The sequence below is a fragment of the Paenibacillus sp. FSL L8-0435 genome, from assembly GCF_037965655.1.
Lineage (GTDB): Bacteria > Bacillota > Bacilli > Paenibacillales > Paenibacillaceae > Paenibacillus.
Genome location: NZ_CP150185.1, coordinates 456511 through 471413, shown reverse-complemented (window position 1 = coordinate 471413; position 14903 = coordinate 456511). Strand labels below are relative to the sequence as shown.

Annotated in this window: 16 protein-coding genes; 5 read left to right on the top strand and 11 right to left on the bottom strand. The window is 46.8% G+C overall.

From position 1 onward, the window contains the following. Nucleotides 1-122: 122 nt before the first annotated feature. The 3 genes from NST33_RS02275 to NST33_RS02265 form a co-directional block, all read right to left on the bottom strand. Nucleotides 123-611 carry a GNAT family N-acetyltransferase gene (locus NST33_RS02275; RefSeq protein WP_339306575.1) on the bottom strand — a complete coding sequence of 163 codons (489 nt, stop codon included), beginning with the start codon at nt 609-611 and terminating at the stop codon, nt 123-125. A gap of 123 nt (nt 612-734) precedes the next feature. Continuing rightward, nucleotides 735-920 (bottom strand): hypothetical protein, encoded by a 186-nt coding sequence (locus NST33_RS02270; RefSeq protein WP_036616704.1) that lies wholly within the window; start codon nt 918-920, stop codon nt 735-737. 104 nt (nt 921-1024) lie between these two features. Further along, nucleotides 1025-1312, bottom strand: a complete 288-nt coding sequence (locus NST33_RS02265) for a hypothetical protein (RefSeq protein WP_339306573.1) — start codon at nt 1310-1312, stop codon at nt 1025-1027. Nucleotides 1313-1447: 135 nt separating this feature from the next. Here NST33_RS02265 and NST33_RS02260 point away from each other — a divergent pair, with 135 nt between their 5' ends. Beyond that, complete coding sequence (locus tag NST33_RS02260; protein WP_076319539.1) at nt 1448-1633, top strand: hypothetical protein; 186 nt, start codon at nt 1448-1450, stop codon at nt 1631-1633. 65 nt (nt 1634-1698) lie between these two features. Here the strand turns inward: NST33_RS02260 and NST33_RS02255 are convergent, their stop codons facing one another. The 7 genes from NST33_RS02255 to NST33_RS02225 all read right to left on the bottom strand — a co-directional run bounded on the left by NST33_RS02255 (nt 1699) and on the right by NST33_RS02225 (nt 8792). Beyond that, entirely contained in the window at nt 1699-2310 is a 612-nt protein-coding gene (locus NST33_RS02255) for a hypothetical protein (RefSeq protein ID WP_221823887.1), read from the bottom strand. A gap of 207 nt (nt 2311-2517) precedes the next feature. Then, entirely contained in the window at nt 2518-3276 is a 759-nt protein-coding gene (locus tag NST33_RS02250; RefSeq protein WP_221823886.1) for a nucleoside phosphorylase, read from the bottom strand. Between the two features lies 1 nt (nt 3277). Further along, nucleotides 3278-3949 carry a sulfite oxidase-like oxidoreductase gene (locus NST33_RS02245; RefSeq protein ID WP_221823885.1) on the bottom strand — a complete coding sequence of 224 codons (672 nt, stop codon included), beginning with the start codon at nt 3947-3949 and terminating at the stop codon, nt 3278-3280. Between the two features lie 47 nt (nt 3950-3996). Further along, nucleotides 3997-4920: an ABC transporter permease gene (locus NST33_RS02240; protein ID WP_017691011.1), complete on the bottom strand. Its 924-nt coding sequence runs from the start codon at nt 4918-4920 to the stop codon at nt 3997-3999. Beyond that, nucleotides 4904-5971, bottom strand: a complete 1068-nt coding sequence (locus NST33_RS02235; RefSeq protein WP_221823884.1) for an ABC transporter permease — start codon at nt 5969-5971, stop codon at nt 4904-4906. The genes NST33_RS02240 and NST33_RS02235 overlap by 17 nt, the downstream gene beginning before the upstream one ends. Continuing rightward, entirely contained in the window at nt 5968-7467 is a 1500-nt protein-coding gene (locus tag NST33_RS02230) for an ABC transporter ATP-binding protein (RefSeq protein WP_221823883.1), read from the bottom strand. The genes NST33_RS02235 and NST33_RS02230 overlap by 4 nt, the downstream gene beginning before the upstream one ends. Nucleotides 7468-7760: 293 nt before the next feature. Continuing rightward, nucleotides 7761-8792: a BMP family protein gene (locus NST33_RS02225; protein WP_221823881.1), complete on the bottom strand. Its 1032-nt coding sequence runs from the start codon at nt 8790-8792 to the stop codon at nt 7761-7763. Between the two features lie 276 nt (nt 8793-9068). Between NST33_RS02225 and NST33_RS02220 the strand changes: the two genes are divergently transcribed. The 3 genes from NST33_RS02220 (at nt 9069) to NST33_RS02210 (ending at nt 13465) form a co-directional block, all read left to right on the top strand. Next, on the top strand, nt 9069-10490 hold the full coding sequence (locus tag NST33_RS02220) for a hypothetical protein (RefSeq protein ID WP_221823880.1): 1422 nt from the start codon (nt 9069-9071) through the stop codon (nt 10488-10490). A gap of 243 nt (nt 10491-10733) precedes the next feature. Next, nucleotides 10734-11324 (top strand): DUF5317 domain-containing protein, encoded by a 591-nt coding sequence (locus tag NST33_RS02215; protein ID WP_221823878.1) that lies wholly within the window; start codon nt 10734-10736, stop codon nt 11322-11324. Between the two features lie 308 nt (nt 11325-11632). Next, complete coding sequence (locus NST33_RS02210) at nt 11633-13465, top strand: diguanylate cyclase (protein ID WP_221823876.1); 1833 nt, start codon at nt 11633-11635, stop codon at nt 13463-13465. 134 nt (nt 13466-13599) lie between these two features. Here the strand turns inward: NST33_RS02210 and NST33_RS02205 are convergent, their stop codons facing one another. Continuing rightward, a complete protein-coding gene (locus NST33_RS02205) occupies nt 13600-13767 on the bottom strand; it encodes a hypothetical protein (RefSeq protein ID WP_017691019.1) in 168 nt (55 codons plus the stop codon). Between the two features lie 304 nt (nt 13768-14071). Here NST33_RS02205 and NST33_RS02200 point away from each other — a divergent pair, with 304 nt between their 5' ends. Beyond that, complete coding sequence (locus tag NST33_RS02200) at nt 14072-14902, top strand: histidine kinase (RefSeq protein WP_221823874.1); 831 nt, start codon at nt 14072-14074, stop codon at nt 14900-14902. Nucleotide 14903: the final 1 nt, after the last annotated feature.

The window sequence follows — 14903 nt, the reverse complement described above, 5'->3', positions numbered from 1 at the left end:
CTGAACACCCCTTTTCTTTCGTTCTTTTCTAAGAGTAACATACCCCATGGGGGTATTCAAGACTATTCTGATATTTTGATAAAAATGGATGAATCCTTCCTAATTAAATAGAGCGATGCATCTTACAAGGTATACTCCATCCTGCTGCTGCGGACGACCAGACCCATCTGTTCATAGAAAGCCTGTGCCCCAGAGTTAAACGTCGACACGGATAATTCCACGCTGTCTGCCTGAAGCTCTCTCCCTAGCTCGATGAATGCTTCTAGTAACTGTTTGCCTGTTCCTTGGCCCCGATGTTTGTTATCCACTACAAGTTCATGGATGTACAACATCTTGCGATCCACCATCAATGGGTTATCCTGAATTACACTTAACTGCGCACTCCCGTAACCCAGAATCAGCCCCGTTTCGGAAGACTCGGCAACATATAGGTAACGCTTGTCCGTTTCCAGCAGTTCAGTGAACTCCTTTTCCTCCATTCTGGTCTCTAACGCAATGTATAGATCGGGCCGTCCCTCGACATGCATCCGGTGTAGTTCATCCATCAACAATGACACGCCAGAGTAGTCCCTCATTTCTGCCTTTCGGATGTTAATCGTACCTGTACTCATCCCCATCACTCTTTCGTCTACTGAATTTTACATTATTATACAACCAAAAAGCAGATACCATAAGGGTACCTGCTTCGCTACATTTATTTTCATTCCATCAAGCCCGTAGGATGCTCATGTTGTTTATTTTTTCGAAGAAGTATTTCCTTCATTAAAAGCAACAGGTGATGGCTTCGCGGCCCATTCATCCGCCTGCGGCTCAATGTCCACTCCGCTCAAAATCTTCTTTTTCTCCATCAAGGAATCCCCGTCTTCATCCAGCTTGTTGCGAATTTCCGCCTCGTCCTGAGGTTGATTGTTCTGTGTCATCGTAGAATCCTCCCTTATGTGTTTATCTTCAATATGATGTTCCTTTATATAACTTACCCATTTTTTGCTTTATCATTCTCCGCGAGGGACATGCGATCCCCAAGTTATGTGTTATTTGAATTAAACATTAACTTTATTAAGCTAAATCCATCTCTAAACCCTTGCTCGTACATTACTGACTCTGCTGTACCATGAAGAAGGGTTATTACATTACAATAGTCCAAAAATAAAGCCATCCCCTCTGGCTTAACATATTCACACAGCTCCATAAACAAACGATCACTTTCTTGACTCAATCTTTTATATTCTTTTGAATTATAAATCACAAGATTTCCGATACTCTCCATACGAAGAGCTTTGAACTGGTTAAATATTTCTTCGAAGTCCTCCATGTTCCCCTCCAAAAAAGTGACGTCACTATGAATATAAATATTAGAGTGACGTCACTTAGATGTCAATATGATTGTATATTGAATTATTTTGTAATGATACAATATGAACATTACTTTTTGAGGAGATTTTATTTCATGGCTACAGATAAAAGAGTCTTTACACTTAGGCTGCGAGAAAAGAATTTTGAGAAAATTAAAGTGATTGCGGACAAAAACAAACGATCTATTGCAATGCAAATTGAGTATCTTATTGAACAACATATTGAAGAATTTGAGAAAGAACAAGGTGTTATTTACCCAGATAAACATAATGACGTATAGGTTTTGCGCCCTTAGTACATGCGCATTATCCATACGTCATTTTTCATGATATATCCTGTTACCCGTTAATCGAAATCAACCTGTTTATCCAAAATGATTTCCTCTACTTTGTATTCCATCTCTGGTATTGAGGGAATCAAGGAGAATCGAACGTTTTCCAGAGAAGAAGGAAGAGCAGGAACCACTCGGAAACTAATTTGCGTCTCCCCACCTCCTCCACGACTGCCATGTCTCATGGTGATATGTCTCTGTTCGCTGAATATTTCCAGAGCCAAATGTGGAACCATTTGTATACGCTCAGCTTCATTCCCCTTATATTGAATCTCCACATAAACGAGGCTTTCGCCTTCATATTGCATTGAATGCGTGATCATATACTCACACGAATCTTTGATCATTTTCTTCATAATCGGCACCACACTCGTCAATTGAAGAGGTTCACTTGGAAAGTAGTGTCTTTGCGGCATCGGTTGCACGCTACGGAGAACATATCGGATATCTTCCTCCTTCATATCCAGTAAGCTCACCCATTCATCGATGGTATTTTGAGGGGGTTGGTATTGGACTGCTCCGGTTATGTCCTTTCTGGCTGCAACCAGTTTCAAAAGTTGCTCATCAATCCGCTGTACCTCATCGCTGTATTCATTAGGAATTTCACGTAATTCACTCCAGCCCATATTTAATCACTCTCCTAATTTAATGACATGCCATGCAAATACAATTCGCTACTGTACCTGCATCCCCCTCTTAAAAAGGAAAAGACGCCCCCTGGGTCAAATTCGTGACCTTACGGGACGCCCTTTTTATATTGTCCACCTCAAATGGACATCATCTACCGGTTTGCTTGTAACACTGAGCAAAAATGCATACTTGCCTTAACCAACCTATGCCTGATCCTGGCGAGCAAGCGTGGCAAGTGCGCGTAGCGCTGCATTAATCTCACGCTCCACCGCTTGTCCAACCGCATCCGTATGTGGATCATACTCGGCAGCCAGGTCGCTGTCCGCGAATCCATCGATCGCGACAATGGCTCCAGCACGCGCGCCACGCAAGGTGCTGACAATATAGAGCGCTGCAATTTCCATCTCAGCTGCAAGTGCTCCAGCCTGCTTATACTTGCGGTGTGGAATCTCTTCCACGCCTGCAAAGAACGCATCCAGCGTTACGGTGATACCTACGCCCACTTTACCTGCAAAGCTTGCAGCATCCGCGCTTTCTTGCTCACCAGCAGCTTCGATCAACGCTTGTGTCACCCCAATGTCCGCTACCGCTGGAAAACCTTCCGGCACCAGTTGGCGAGTCAACCCGTCCGTACGAACGGCTGCTGTACTCACTATCACACTGCCTGCCGGATAATCGGCTGTATACGACCCAGCTGTACCTACACGAATCAGAGTTGTTACACCCGCGCGAATCAATTCCTCGAAACACACAGCTGCTCCTGGTGAACCTACACCGTGGCTGACCACAGCGATCTGTACCCCTTCATACAATCCAACAAATGTACGATACTCCCGACTGAACGCCAGTTCTCTCGCCTGCTCCAGCTTGTTGGAAATCTTCTCCGCACGTGCCGGATCACCACAGACGATGGCGTATGCCGGCATGTCTTCCGAATGAATCTGCAAAATAGGCATTAACATCTTAATCAAACTCCTTCTTCGTCCACTCGTCTTCCGGAATCGGCAGATCTTCACCGGAGAAGCGTTGTTCCTTGAACGGATCGGCAAAATGGTGGAAACCATTCACTTCCCAGAATCCGTTCCGATCTTCTGTCATAAACTCAAGACCACGTATCCACTTGGCACTCTTCCAGAAGTAAAGTTGTGGCACAACCATACGCAGTGGAAAACCATGCTTGGGTGTTAGTGGCTCACCGTTATATTTGAATGCAAGTAATACATCATCATGCATCAATTCTTCAAGCGGTACATTTGTCTCATAATCATGATCCGCATGGATCATGACGTATTTTGCCTCCGGCTTAACCCCAAGAAGCTTCACAAAATCGGAAAAGCGAATACCTTCCCACGGCGTATCAAATTTCGACCAACGGGTAACACAGTGAATATCACTCACCGTGTTCACCTGTGGCATCGCCTGCAACTCAGCTAGGGAGAACACCTTCTCCTCTTCCACTTCGCCGAATACCTTCAAGTCCCAAGTGGACAGGTCATATTCCGGCACTTCCCCTTCATGCAGAATCGGGAATTTCTCCGTCAGCATCTGTCCTGGCGGCAGCCGATCTCCGTGATCGTAACCTGTTTTGGGTGCCGGGGTTTTACTTTTTTTCAAACGTTCAGCCTTGTTATGCAAGTGGAATTCCTCCTTCTTTTACTGTCTCTAACATAGACATTCAGGAATTAACGCGAGCTTCCGCCCGCTTTCAGTGCATCCTGTGCATAGGTACGGTCTTTGAAAAAGAACATCGCGACAAGCGTTACAATATACGGCAGCATCAATGTGAAATGGGTTGGCAGGGAGAATCCTTGCAGACGAATACTTAATGCTTCCATGAAGCCAAACAGTACACTGGAGCCCATCACACCAAGCGGATTCGCTTGCCCCAGCATCGTTGCCACCAGCGCGATAAAGCCACGACCAGCAGTCATGCCTTCCGTAAACATCGTTACCTGACCGAGCGACAACTGTGCTCCAGCCAGAGCACACAACACACCGCACATCAGAACGGCACCATACTGGATGCCGCGTACCTTGATCCCGATGCTCTGCGCTGCAATTGGGTTCTCACCGACGGAGCGCAGGCGGAAGCCGGATACACTTTTGAACAGATAAAATTGCAATGCAATCACGAGCACAATGCCGAGGTAGACTAGCGGACTATGTCCCGATATTACATCGCCCACCCACGGAATGTCCTTAATCAATGGAATATCCCACTTGGGAAGTCCCACCATGTCTTTGTCGTAGTATGCACCTTTCACATCAAAAATCGCACGCAGTGCAAAGGTCGTCACCCCTGCAGCCAGGAAGTTGAGCGAGATCCCGACCACGATGGCGTTGGCCTTCAGATTAATGCTTATAAAGGCAAAGAGCGCTGAGAATAACATCACAATTATAATGGAAAAGAGTACAGCCAGCAGCACATTGCCAAACAGATAATTACCAACAATCGCGGAGAACGCACCGATCAGAACCAGTCCTTCAAGACCGACGTTGAACAGACCGACACGAGAACACAAAGCCCCACCGAGCGCTGCAAGCAGGATTGGAGTCATAATCCGCAAGGTTGAGCCAAACATGGCTGCATCAAACAGTTGTTGCATTGGACTTTTTCTCCTTTCTCCGCTTCAGGAATGAATAACCGATCTGAGCTGATACAAATAACGTCAATACAGCCTGGATGACACTGCCAACTTCCAGCGGTACATCCGTGTTCCGTTCCATCCCCATGGCACCTGTCTGTAACGCAGCCAGCAAAATAGCTGCCACAGCAGTACCGAGTGGATGTGAGCGGGCAAGCAGCGTTGCCATAATGCCGCTCCATGCGTAACTTGCCGATGACAGCGAGCCATCAAGGAAACGGTACTGTGTACCAAGCACTTCCCCCGCACCTGCAAGTCCAGCTAGTCCGCCACTGATGACCATGGACAGCATCATCATGCGAATGCGTCGAACACCACCGTAGGTTGCAAAGGACGGGTTGCTGCCGAGCATGCGGATTTCATAACCAGTCACCGTTTTATGTGTGAACCAGTAGATCAGAATAGCTGCTACAATGGCAATAATGAAGCCTGCATGCAGCCCCATGCCCTGGAACAACTTTGGCAACCAGATACTCTGGTCAATCATGGGTGTCTGAGCCATCGCAGCAGATCCTGTAGTGTCCTTGAATGGATAGGAGACCATGTAGCCCCCGAAATAAATGGCAATATAGTTAAGTAGTAAGGTTGTGATCAACAGATTCATGCCGAAACGCGCATCCAGCCACCCTGCAAACAGGGACCAGATTCCCCCGGCAAGAATACCTGCCATTATCGCAGCAATACACACAAACCAGCCTGGGCCTGGCAGATAGAGCGCCGTGAGCGCGGCACTAAGCCCGCCAAGAATCATCTGGCCTTCCGCTCCCATATTGAAGAATCCGGCACGGAATGCCAATGCTACGCCAAGCCCTGCCAAGATAATTGGTGTGGAACGAGCCAACGTATTCGTGAAGAAGTAGAAGTTGCCGAAGGCCCCTTTCCACATCTCCGCATACGTATCCACCACATTACCGCCAACGATCAGAATCGCCACAGCCCCTGCAATCAGACCGATGAATACGGCAAGCAGCGGCTGCACGAGTCCGCGAAGTGTTTCTTTTACCCGATTCATATCCGCTCTTTCCCTCCTGCCATTAACAAGCTGATCTGTTCCTCAGTCGCTTCCTCTGCTCTCAATTCTCCCGCAATCTCACCTTCATACATGACAATAATCCGATCAGATAATTGCAAAATTTCGGACAACTCTGATGAAATGAGTAGAATACCCGCACCCTCGCTACGCTTGCGCAGCAATTCGGCATGAATCGTCTCCATCGCTCCGATATCCACACCACGTGTTGGTTCGGCTGCAATCAGAAACGGTGTATCCTGTGCAAATTCACGAGCGGCAATCAGCTTCTGCAAGTTTCCTCCGGACAGAAACTGTGCCTTGGTCTCCGCAGAACCTGTCTTGATGCTGAACTGTTGGATCCAACTCTCTACCATTGTTCTTGCTGCTTTGGCTTTGATAATGCCGCGTGACTGCAAGCGATGATGGTGTCCCATTAGCCCGTTCTCGCGAACACTCGCATCCTTGGCCGCTCCCCACATGTAACGATCTTCCGGGATATGAGCAAGTCCATGCTCCCGGATGCGCCGTACAGGCCAGTTGGTTGTATCCTGCCCGGAGAGCAAGACGCGACCACTATCCGCCTTACGCAGTCCGGCAATGACCTGAATCAGTTCCGACTGGCCGTTACCCGAGATACCCGCTATGCCAACGACCTCACCTTTTCGAACCTCCATATGAATCTCCTTGAGCGCCGAACGATCCTTCGCTCCGGACAGATTAACCCCTTCCACCTGAAGCACCGCTTCCGCTGGAACCGATGGCTGCTTGTCCATACGCACAAGTTCACGACCAACCATCAGACGGGACAATTCTTCCACATGTGTATCTTTGGCTTCCAACGTACCTGTCACCTGACCATCCCGAAGCACCGTGATCCGGTCGGCTACATCCATGACTTCTTGCAGCTTGTGCGTGATCAGTACAAAGGTTTTGCCCAGCTTGGCGAGAGATTTCATGTTCGCCAGCAGTTCTTTCACTTCAAGTGGTGTCAATACCGCCGAAGGTTCGTCCAATATAATGATGTCTGCGCCCTGATGCAGCACCTTGAGAATTTCAACACGCTGCTGCATGCCAAGCGGGCACTCGGACACTTTTTTCCACGGGTCGACCGGCATACCATATTTTCTGCCAAGCTCGTTTACTTGAGCCGCTGCTTTTTTGCGGTCAAATGCGCCTGCCTTAGCCGGTTCGCGTCCGATCACGATGTTCTCCGCCACCGTAAAGGAAGGGAACAGCATGAAATGCTGATGCACCATGCCGATGCCACTTGCCATCGCCTGGGACGGCGTGGCAAAGCTCACCTCACGTCCGCGGACTTTGATTGTGCCTGACGTGGGCTGTTCCATACCGTACAGCATACGCATCAAGGTTGTTTTACCGGCCCCATTCTCACCTACCAGGGCATGAATCTCTCCCTCACGCAAATTAAAACGGATGTCACGGTTAGCGGTGAAGCCACCGTACTTCTTCGTAATCTGCTCCATCTCCAACAGCATATCTCGCGTTCGCTCCCCTCAATTCAACTTAAAAAGGTTACACACGCCACTACGATGACAGAACAACCTTCCGATCGCCGTTATCCCCAGATTTTTTGATTCCCTTTTGACACGGGAAAATCCGGGGATAAATGCGAACACTTCGCTTCTTCAGGTTATTTCTGTCCTCTTCGTTATCGTGTAAACGATAAGTTGAACATATACTGGTCATTTAATAGCAGCAAAACCGGCTGCCTGATCGGGCAGCCGGCTGATCATTTCCATCACTCATTCATTGAAAAGAACATTCAAAACTATTGTTGCAATGGATCTTTGACTACAATTTTGCCGGATACGATATCATCCTTGATTGCTTTAACCTTGTCGATCACTTCTTGTCCGACGAAAGCATTCAATGGAGATTCGCTATCACGTGTAACGTAAGTCAGGCCTACACCGTCTTCTTTCAAACCGTAGTTTACTGCACCTGCTTTGAAGTTGCCTTCTACAAAATCTTTCACGGTCTCATAAGCAACCGTATCGGTTGACTTCAATTGAGACAATACGATATGTTCCGGGTCTTCAACTGTACGGTCCGTATCCTGACCTGATGTGTAGAATCCTTTTTCCTTGGCTGCTTCGAACACGCCGAGATCACCTACAGCGGATGCGCCAGCGATGAAGTCAGCGCCTTTGCCGAATTGCACCAGCGCCAATTCTTTGGCTTTGGCCGGGTCATTAAATCCACCTACATAGTTCACGAGGAATTCTGCATCCGGATTCACGGATTCCAATCCAGCTTTGAAACCTTCCGTATATTTCTTGATCAATGGTACATCCATTGCTGCGATCATGCCGAGTTTGTCTGTTTTGGTGGACAATCCAGCAGCTGCACCGAGCAGGTACGCCCCTTCATATTCACGGAAACCAACGCTACGAACGTTAGGAAGATCAACGGTTGTATCTACAATTGCAAAGGACTTGTCCGGATTTTCTGCAGCGACTTTCTTCAATGCATCTTCTGCCTGGAAAGTTGCTGTAATAATCAGATCATAATTCTCGGCAACCGCTGCACGCAGATTTTGTTCAAATGCTGCCGGGTCTGTCGATTCAATCGTCTTGGTGTCTACTTTGAATTCTTCACCTGCTTTTTTGAAGCCTTCATCCATCTGTACAAAGAAAGGGTTAACCCCTATTTTTTCGGGAAGTACGAGGGCCATCCGAAGAGATTTCTCAGAATCACTGCCTTGGGCGGATTGTTCGTCTTTGGAAGCCGAATTTCCACAAGCTGCTAACAAAATAGCCAACATGATGATCGATAAGACGAACGATAAACCTCTTTTCATTTTGAAAATACCCCTTTTCAACATTCTTTTTTCTTATCCTAGCGGATACTGTCGATCCTTGTCAATAAATCTTTGAGCGTATACACTCAAATAGAATATAATTGACAATTCACTTTCTACCAAGCTTTGGAAACCGTTCTGTATCAAGCTTTTTTTCGTTGACATCCAGCGCGTCTCCGTGCTAAAGTCAATCCAATTATTCTATTCTGATAGGAATTGTCAGAATTATAACCCAAAGCTAATTATTTTCCAACCCATTTTAAGGAGGCTATTCATTTGAAAAAAATCACCCAGATCACACTGGCGGCTCTACTCGCCGCTCCGGTAACACTCGGCAGCCTAAGCTTGCCCGCTTCCGCTTCTGCAGCATCTGCAACTCCGGCTAAACCAACCACATCACAAAGTGTCAAAGGACCGGTAGCTCAGGCGCCAGGCGCTTATACGGAAAGCGCAGCGGATTTTGCTCAATTCTTGCAAGCGAAATACAACATTCAATTGCCGCAACAGATTACCAAAGGTGATTTCATTCAAGCCATTGCAGCCATCACGGAAGCAACTCAAGCAAGTGACATTGAAGCCAAAGCTCCAGTCTTTACCGATCTGTCTTCTGGTGATTCTTCATATGATGCTGCCGTATCCTTATACAATAATGGGGTTCTTACCGGTACAGAAGTACGTGCCAAGGATCATCTGAGCACTTATGCAGCGGTCTTCATCGCGGTGAAAGCAGCCGGATTCAAGGAACTGGCTTATACATATCCTGCAGAGAAAACAGCCAAAGCGCTTGCCAAAGTTGGCATTAGCCCGAACCGTGTTCAGGGACAAGCCGCACAGGAACTGGCTGCGGCGATCGATACAGGCCTGATTCCCGAAAGCCTATACCCCGCTCTCCTTAAAGGTGGCGTAGCAAGTAAAGATTTCGCTAATACTTTGCTTGGACGCGTACTGGTCAGTCAAGGGAAATACAAACATGAGATTGGGCGTTCCGGCGATGCGGACATCTATTCCAAACTATACGCTGCATATCGCACAGCGGATCTGATCGAGTCACCTGAGCTGAGAAAGATTGTGGATCAGGCCCTGCGAGATGATCTCGTAACAGGTTATAATCTGAAGGATAGCCGCTTTGATTCCAACTTTATCGATGAACTGACACTTACCTATGGCCACGATAATATTCAACATGCTGTACAGTTGGTTGGTTTGTTGCGTAGCGAAGGTATTGATGCTGATGTACAATTCCAGCCGAAGACATCTGCCTTCATTTATTTGAAGGAATGGGGCGAGCCGAAGGAAACACCTGATTATAAAGTGACACAGATCGAGAACGGCAACTATATTGCTTCTGCGAAGGAATATGATATTCAGTTCGAGTTCAACAATGTGGCAGACAAAGTCCGCTTCAACGACATTGTGCTGAAATATGCCAAAAAGAACAGTGACAGTACATCTCCATTGATTCTCAGTTCCTGGTGGCAACCGCTGTATTATTCACCAACTGCATTGGCGAACTATCCTGTCATTTCCAATAATAAGATCGCGCTTGGCAATTACTATGCTCAGTCCTTCTCTCTGAAAGAGAATGCCAAATCCATTCGTGAAGGTTTCCTGAAGTTGGCACCTGATGCGGACATTACAACGTATGACTTCTGGGTGGACCAGCCTTTCTTCAACTATCTGAACGGTGGATCCGAATAAAATAAATTCCGTCTCCAACCGAATTAAAGCTCGTATTTTGGCACCATAAGCAGCCGTCCTTTACCGAATTTTACAGGGGTTTCGACCCCTAGATTCGTAAAGGCGGTTTTTTGTTCAGCATTTTGCAAATTTCTTCTACAAAATCATTTTCCTCATGCAGGAATTACCAATATAAGGTCGAATCCTATATGTACACAAACACGCAATCATATTGCATATCTCCGCACGAACAGGAGTTACTCCATGGTATATGACGGTATTCTACTAGGCTTAATCGTTGGATTTTTTCGGGGCGGGTTGCGGCATGGGCTCAACCAGTTTGCAACACTCAAACTGCGAAGCGGCTGGATTTTCCCTGTATTGTTACTAATCCAGTTCTTTATTTTCTATCTCCAGGAACGATTCGAATGGGTGGCATCCATTAATGGATATCTCTTTGCTGCCGTTTACATTACAGGGCTCGCTTTCCTGTGGCTCAACAGACACCATACCGGGTTCATGCTCATCTGGATTGGGGTATTTCTCAATTTTGCCGTTATGGCTGTAAATGGTGGGCGCATGCCTGTTTCTGTGGAAGCCTCCGCTGTACTGGGTCCCTATTATGTAGACATGCTCAGGGAAGGCGGCGCCGTATCGAAGCATTTTATGATGGATGCATCTACAAATCTGCCTTTTCTCGGTGATATCATCCCACTCTCCAGCCCTTATCCACGGACTCAGGTGATCAGTATCGGTGATGTGGTCATGAACGTTGGCATATTCCTTTTTATCCAATACATGATGGTGAATCGGGACAAAAAGGCTGTACAACCTGCTAAAACTCATCAGGCTTGAAGAAACAGGTAGACTCCAAGGAAGGGAGGTCTTCTCCATGAAAAAATTTGAAGGTATGAAATATTCCCGCATTGTCATCAACGCAATCATCGTGGCTTCTGTCGTTGTAGCGTTAACTTCGGGATACAAGCTGGGCGGCTAGTATCCATACCGCCAAACAAGACAAACAGGCTGCCAGCGGCCTGTTTTTTCTTTCTGGATTTTTGGCAGGCAACTTGGTATGTTATACATCTATATAGTATATCCATATACAAAACACCAATTATATACACATCAAGAGTAGACTAAACCCAAGCAGGAGATTTTTTATGAACTTTATTCGTAACCTTATCCATAAGGCAGATCGAAGCAGTCTGTATGTTATTTTGCTTAGTTTTACCGGGATCGGTGTTTTTCTGTACATGAACAAGTGGTCTTATCTTCATCTAACCACGGCGGATTGGGTTATGGTCTACACCATGCTGGGTGCGGCGTTAATTCTGGATTATTTCACGTTCCAGATTCCACCCAAAGGCAATCAGCAATCCATGGATTCATCGGTATACCTTGCCTGTATATTTATGTTTGGCGGAGCTTTCAGTTTATCTGTGCTGCTTCCTGTCTCCATCATCCTGTTAATCAAAGAGCGCAAGCTTACCTGGTGGAAACATATTGTCAATTTCAGCATCTACAGTCTCATGATTACGGGAGCAGCTGCCGTGTTTGAGTGGACTGGCGGGCAATCGGGAACTCTGGACGGTTATAACCTGATTCCTTATTTTGCAGCACTCGCAGCCTACTTCATCATCAACACGATTACACTTGGCTTATTCTTTCATTTCTCAACAAAGGATGCATTACAGCAGATGAAGCGGGCATTCGTTACCGAATCCCTGCTGGTTTATTTATGTACGCTGATTCTGGCGCTTGTCCTGACGATTCTGGTTGTACACAATGGCGTGCTCGGTCTGTTGTTGTATCTGAGTCTCAGTATTCTGCTCTCCCATGCATTCAAGCAATTGTTTGTCATGTATCAGACCATCGAGGAGAAAGCTAACACGGATCAACGCACAGGTCTGTTCAACCATAGTTATTTTGAAAGTATGCTGGAAAATGAACTGACTACCGCTCGTACGCAAGGAACACCGCTCTGTCTGGGGCTTATTGATATTGATGATTTCAAAAAGTATAACGATCGGTTTGGCCATCTACAAGGCGACAGTCTGCTGGCCCTGCTGGGAGATTTTCTGATGCGCAAGACGGAAGGCACACCTGTTACCGCCTTTCGTTATGGAGGGGAAGAGTTTACTTTGCTCATGCCAGGCATGGAACTGGACGAATCCTACAGGTTCATGAACAAGCTTCGTAAACAACTGAACGACACGCCGTTTGAAGGTGTTGAAGTGTTTCCACACGGTTGTCTCTCCTTCTCTGCTGGCGTCGCGCCCTATCAGGTGGATATGTATAACAAATCCCAGCTCGTGGATCAGGCGGATAAAGCACTGTATTATGCGAAGAAACAGGGCAAGAATAACGTGCACCGCCACGGTAGCAATGATGGCATGGAACACGAGATTGATCTGGTACAGGACGTTCGTGACATTGAGCAGCAGCTCAATCTGTTCAGATACAAGGATATGGATACTTTTAAACATTCCAAACGGGTCTACAAATATGCCCTGGATATCAGTGAATTGCTTGCACTGGACAATGCGGAAAAACGTCGTTTCGTGCTGGGAGCACTGATTCATGACATCGGCAAACTGGAGATTCCTTGGTCCATTCTGAACAAAAAGGACAAGCTCACTGCAGAAGAATGGGAAACGATCAAAGGACATGTCACTTGGGGCAAAAAAATGGTGATCACCAACGATCGCTTCGCCGATCTGATTCCGTATATTGAACTTCACCACGAACGCTATGATGGCAAAGGCTATCCTTACGGCCTGAAGGGTAACGAGATTCCCCGGCTCTGCCGGATGCTGACCGTGATTGACTCCTTTGATGCTATGACGACAGAGCGGCCATATCAGGAAACCAAGAACGTGGAAGAAGCGATTCGGGAGCTACGCGCATGTTCGGGTTCACAGTTCGATCCGGAGCTTGCCGAGTTGTTCATTCAATATATTGAGAAAAGAACCGCTCAGCAACAGTTGCAGTAAGATGAACGGAGCTTCTTCTATAAGCCCCTAAACAAGTCAAAGCGCTATCCCCGGTCTGATCGGAGATAGCGCCATTTTCATTTTCATGGAATGAATCGTACACCAGACAACTTCATTCTCGTGCAGATTCTACATTAAGATTTGGTATTCAGTTCATGTGAGGTCTGATGCAGCTCTTTAATCATCTGCTGCAAAAACATGTTGTCTTGGCGACTGATACCGTGCTGATTGTCTTGAACAAGCATCTGGTGAATGTTCTTTTTGAGCAATTCACTGCGACGTTCCAATACTTCTTGACTCATGTTGTTGCTTCACTCCTTAACATGTTTTGTAATGAATTCACGTTCTATATAAGTATAGAGGACCTTCTCCGATAGGGAAAACGGACTCAGCCTTCCTCAGCTGGTCACACCAACCCTCACCTAGCGTGACAACATTTCACCCCTTGTCATTCTTAGATATCCTTTTAAATACTCCCTGATCCTCCCCAGCTTTCTCCAAAGACACAGACTAGGGTCTTGGACAAGCTTGCGTTATAATGGTCCCATCCCTATATAAATAAAGTACCTAATTAAGCTAATCCTAGATCAAAGGAGTTCTGCATTCATGTCCTATAAACAAATTAAATGGATGATTCTGCTGATCCCCACTTTCACGGTTGGCATCTGGGAATATATTCGCCATCAGTTTCTGATGCCATACCTTTCGATGGACGCCGGGAACTGGTTAACACCCGTCATTGTTTATCTCGTCAGCGTGACACTGCTCAGCCGATTGTTCCACATGCTCGAAGGTGCCAGGGCTGCTCTGGAGCAGGAACGTGCAGCGAAAGCAGCTCTGGAAGCTCGTGACCAATTGGCACGGGAACTTCACGACGGCATATCTCAGTCTCTTTTCCTGCTCTCAGTGAAGACTGATAAAGCAGGCCGTAGTCTGGCAGGCAGCGGACATGAGCATGAGATCCAGGAGATTCAAAAAACCGTGCATGAAGTCAATACATATGTAAGGCAAGCTATCGCCCAGTTGCGTTTTGTTCCTTCCTCTACGGTAACATCAGAAATTATTTCACTGCATGCGCAGGTTGAAGTGCTCGTCAAGGAAACGGTACCTGGTGCACAGATTCATTGGGACCTCAAGGGTGTAACGTTCTCTGCCAAGGAACAAGTGGAACTGCTCGCTTGTATCCGGGAGGGTTTACTGAATGTACGCAAACATGCGCAGGCTACCCGCGTTCAGGTTCACGCGGAAGGTAACCCAATTGCCTGGTTCATTTATATTCAGGATAATGGGAATGGACTACCTGGAGATCCTCTTCATCTGAAGGATCGGTACGGACTGCGAATTACGAAAGAGCGTGCTGCCGAGATGGGGTGGTCTTTTACCCTCGATTCAAGATCAGGGCATACCCGAATGACGATAGGAAAGGAGCATACTTAAT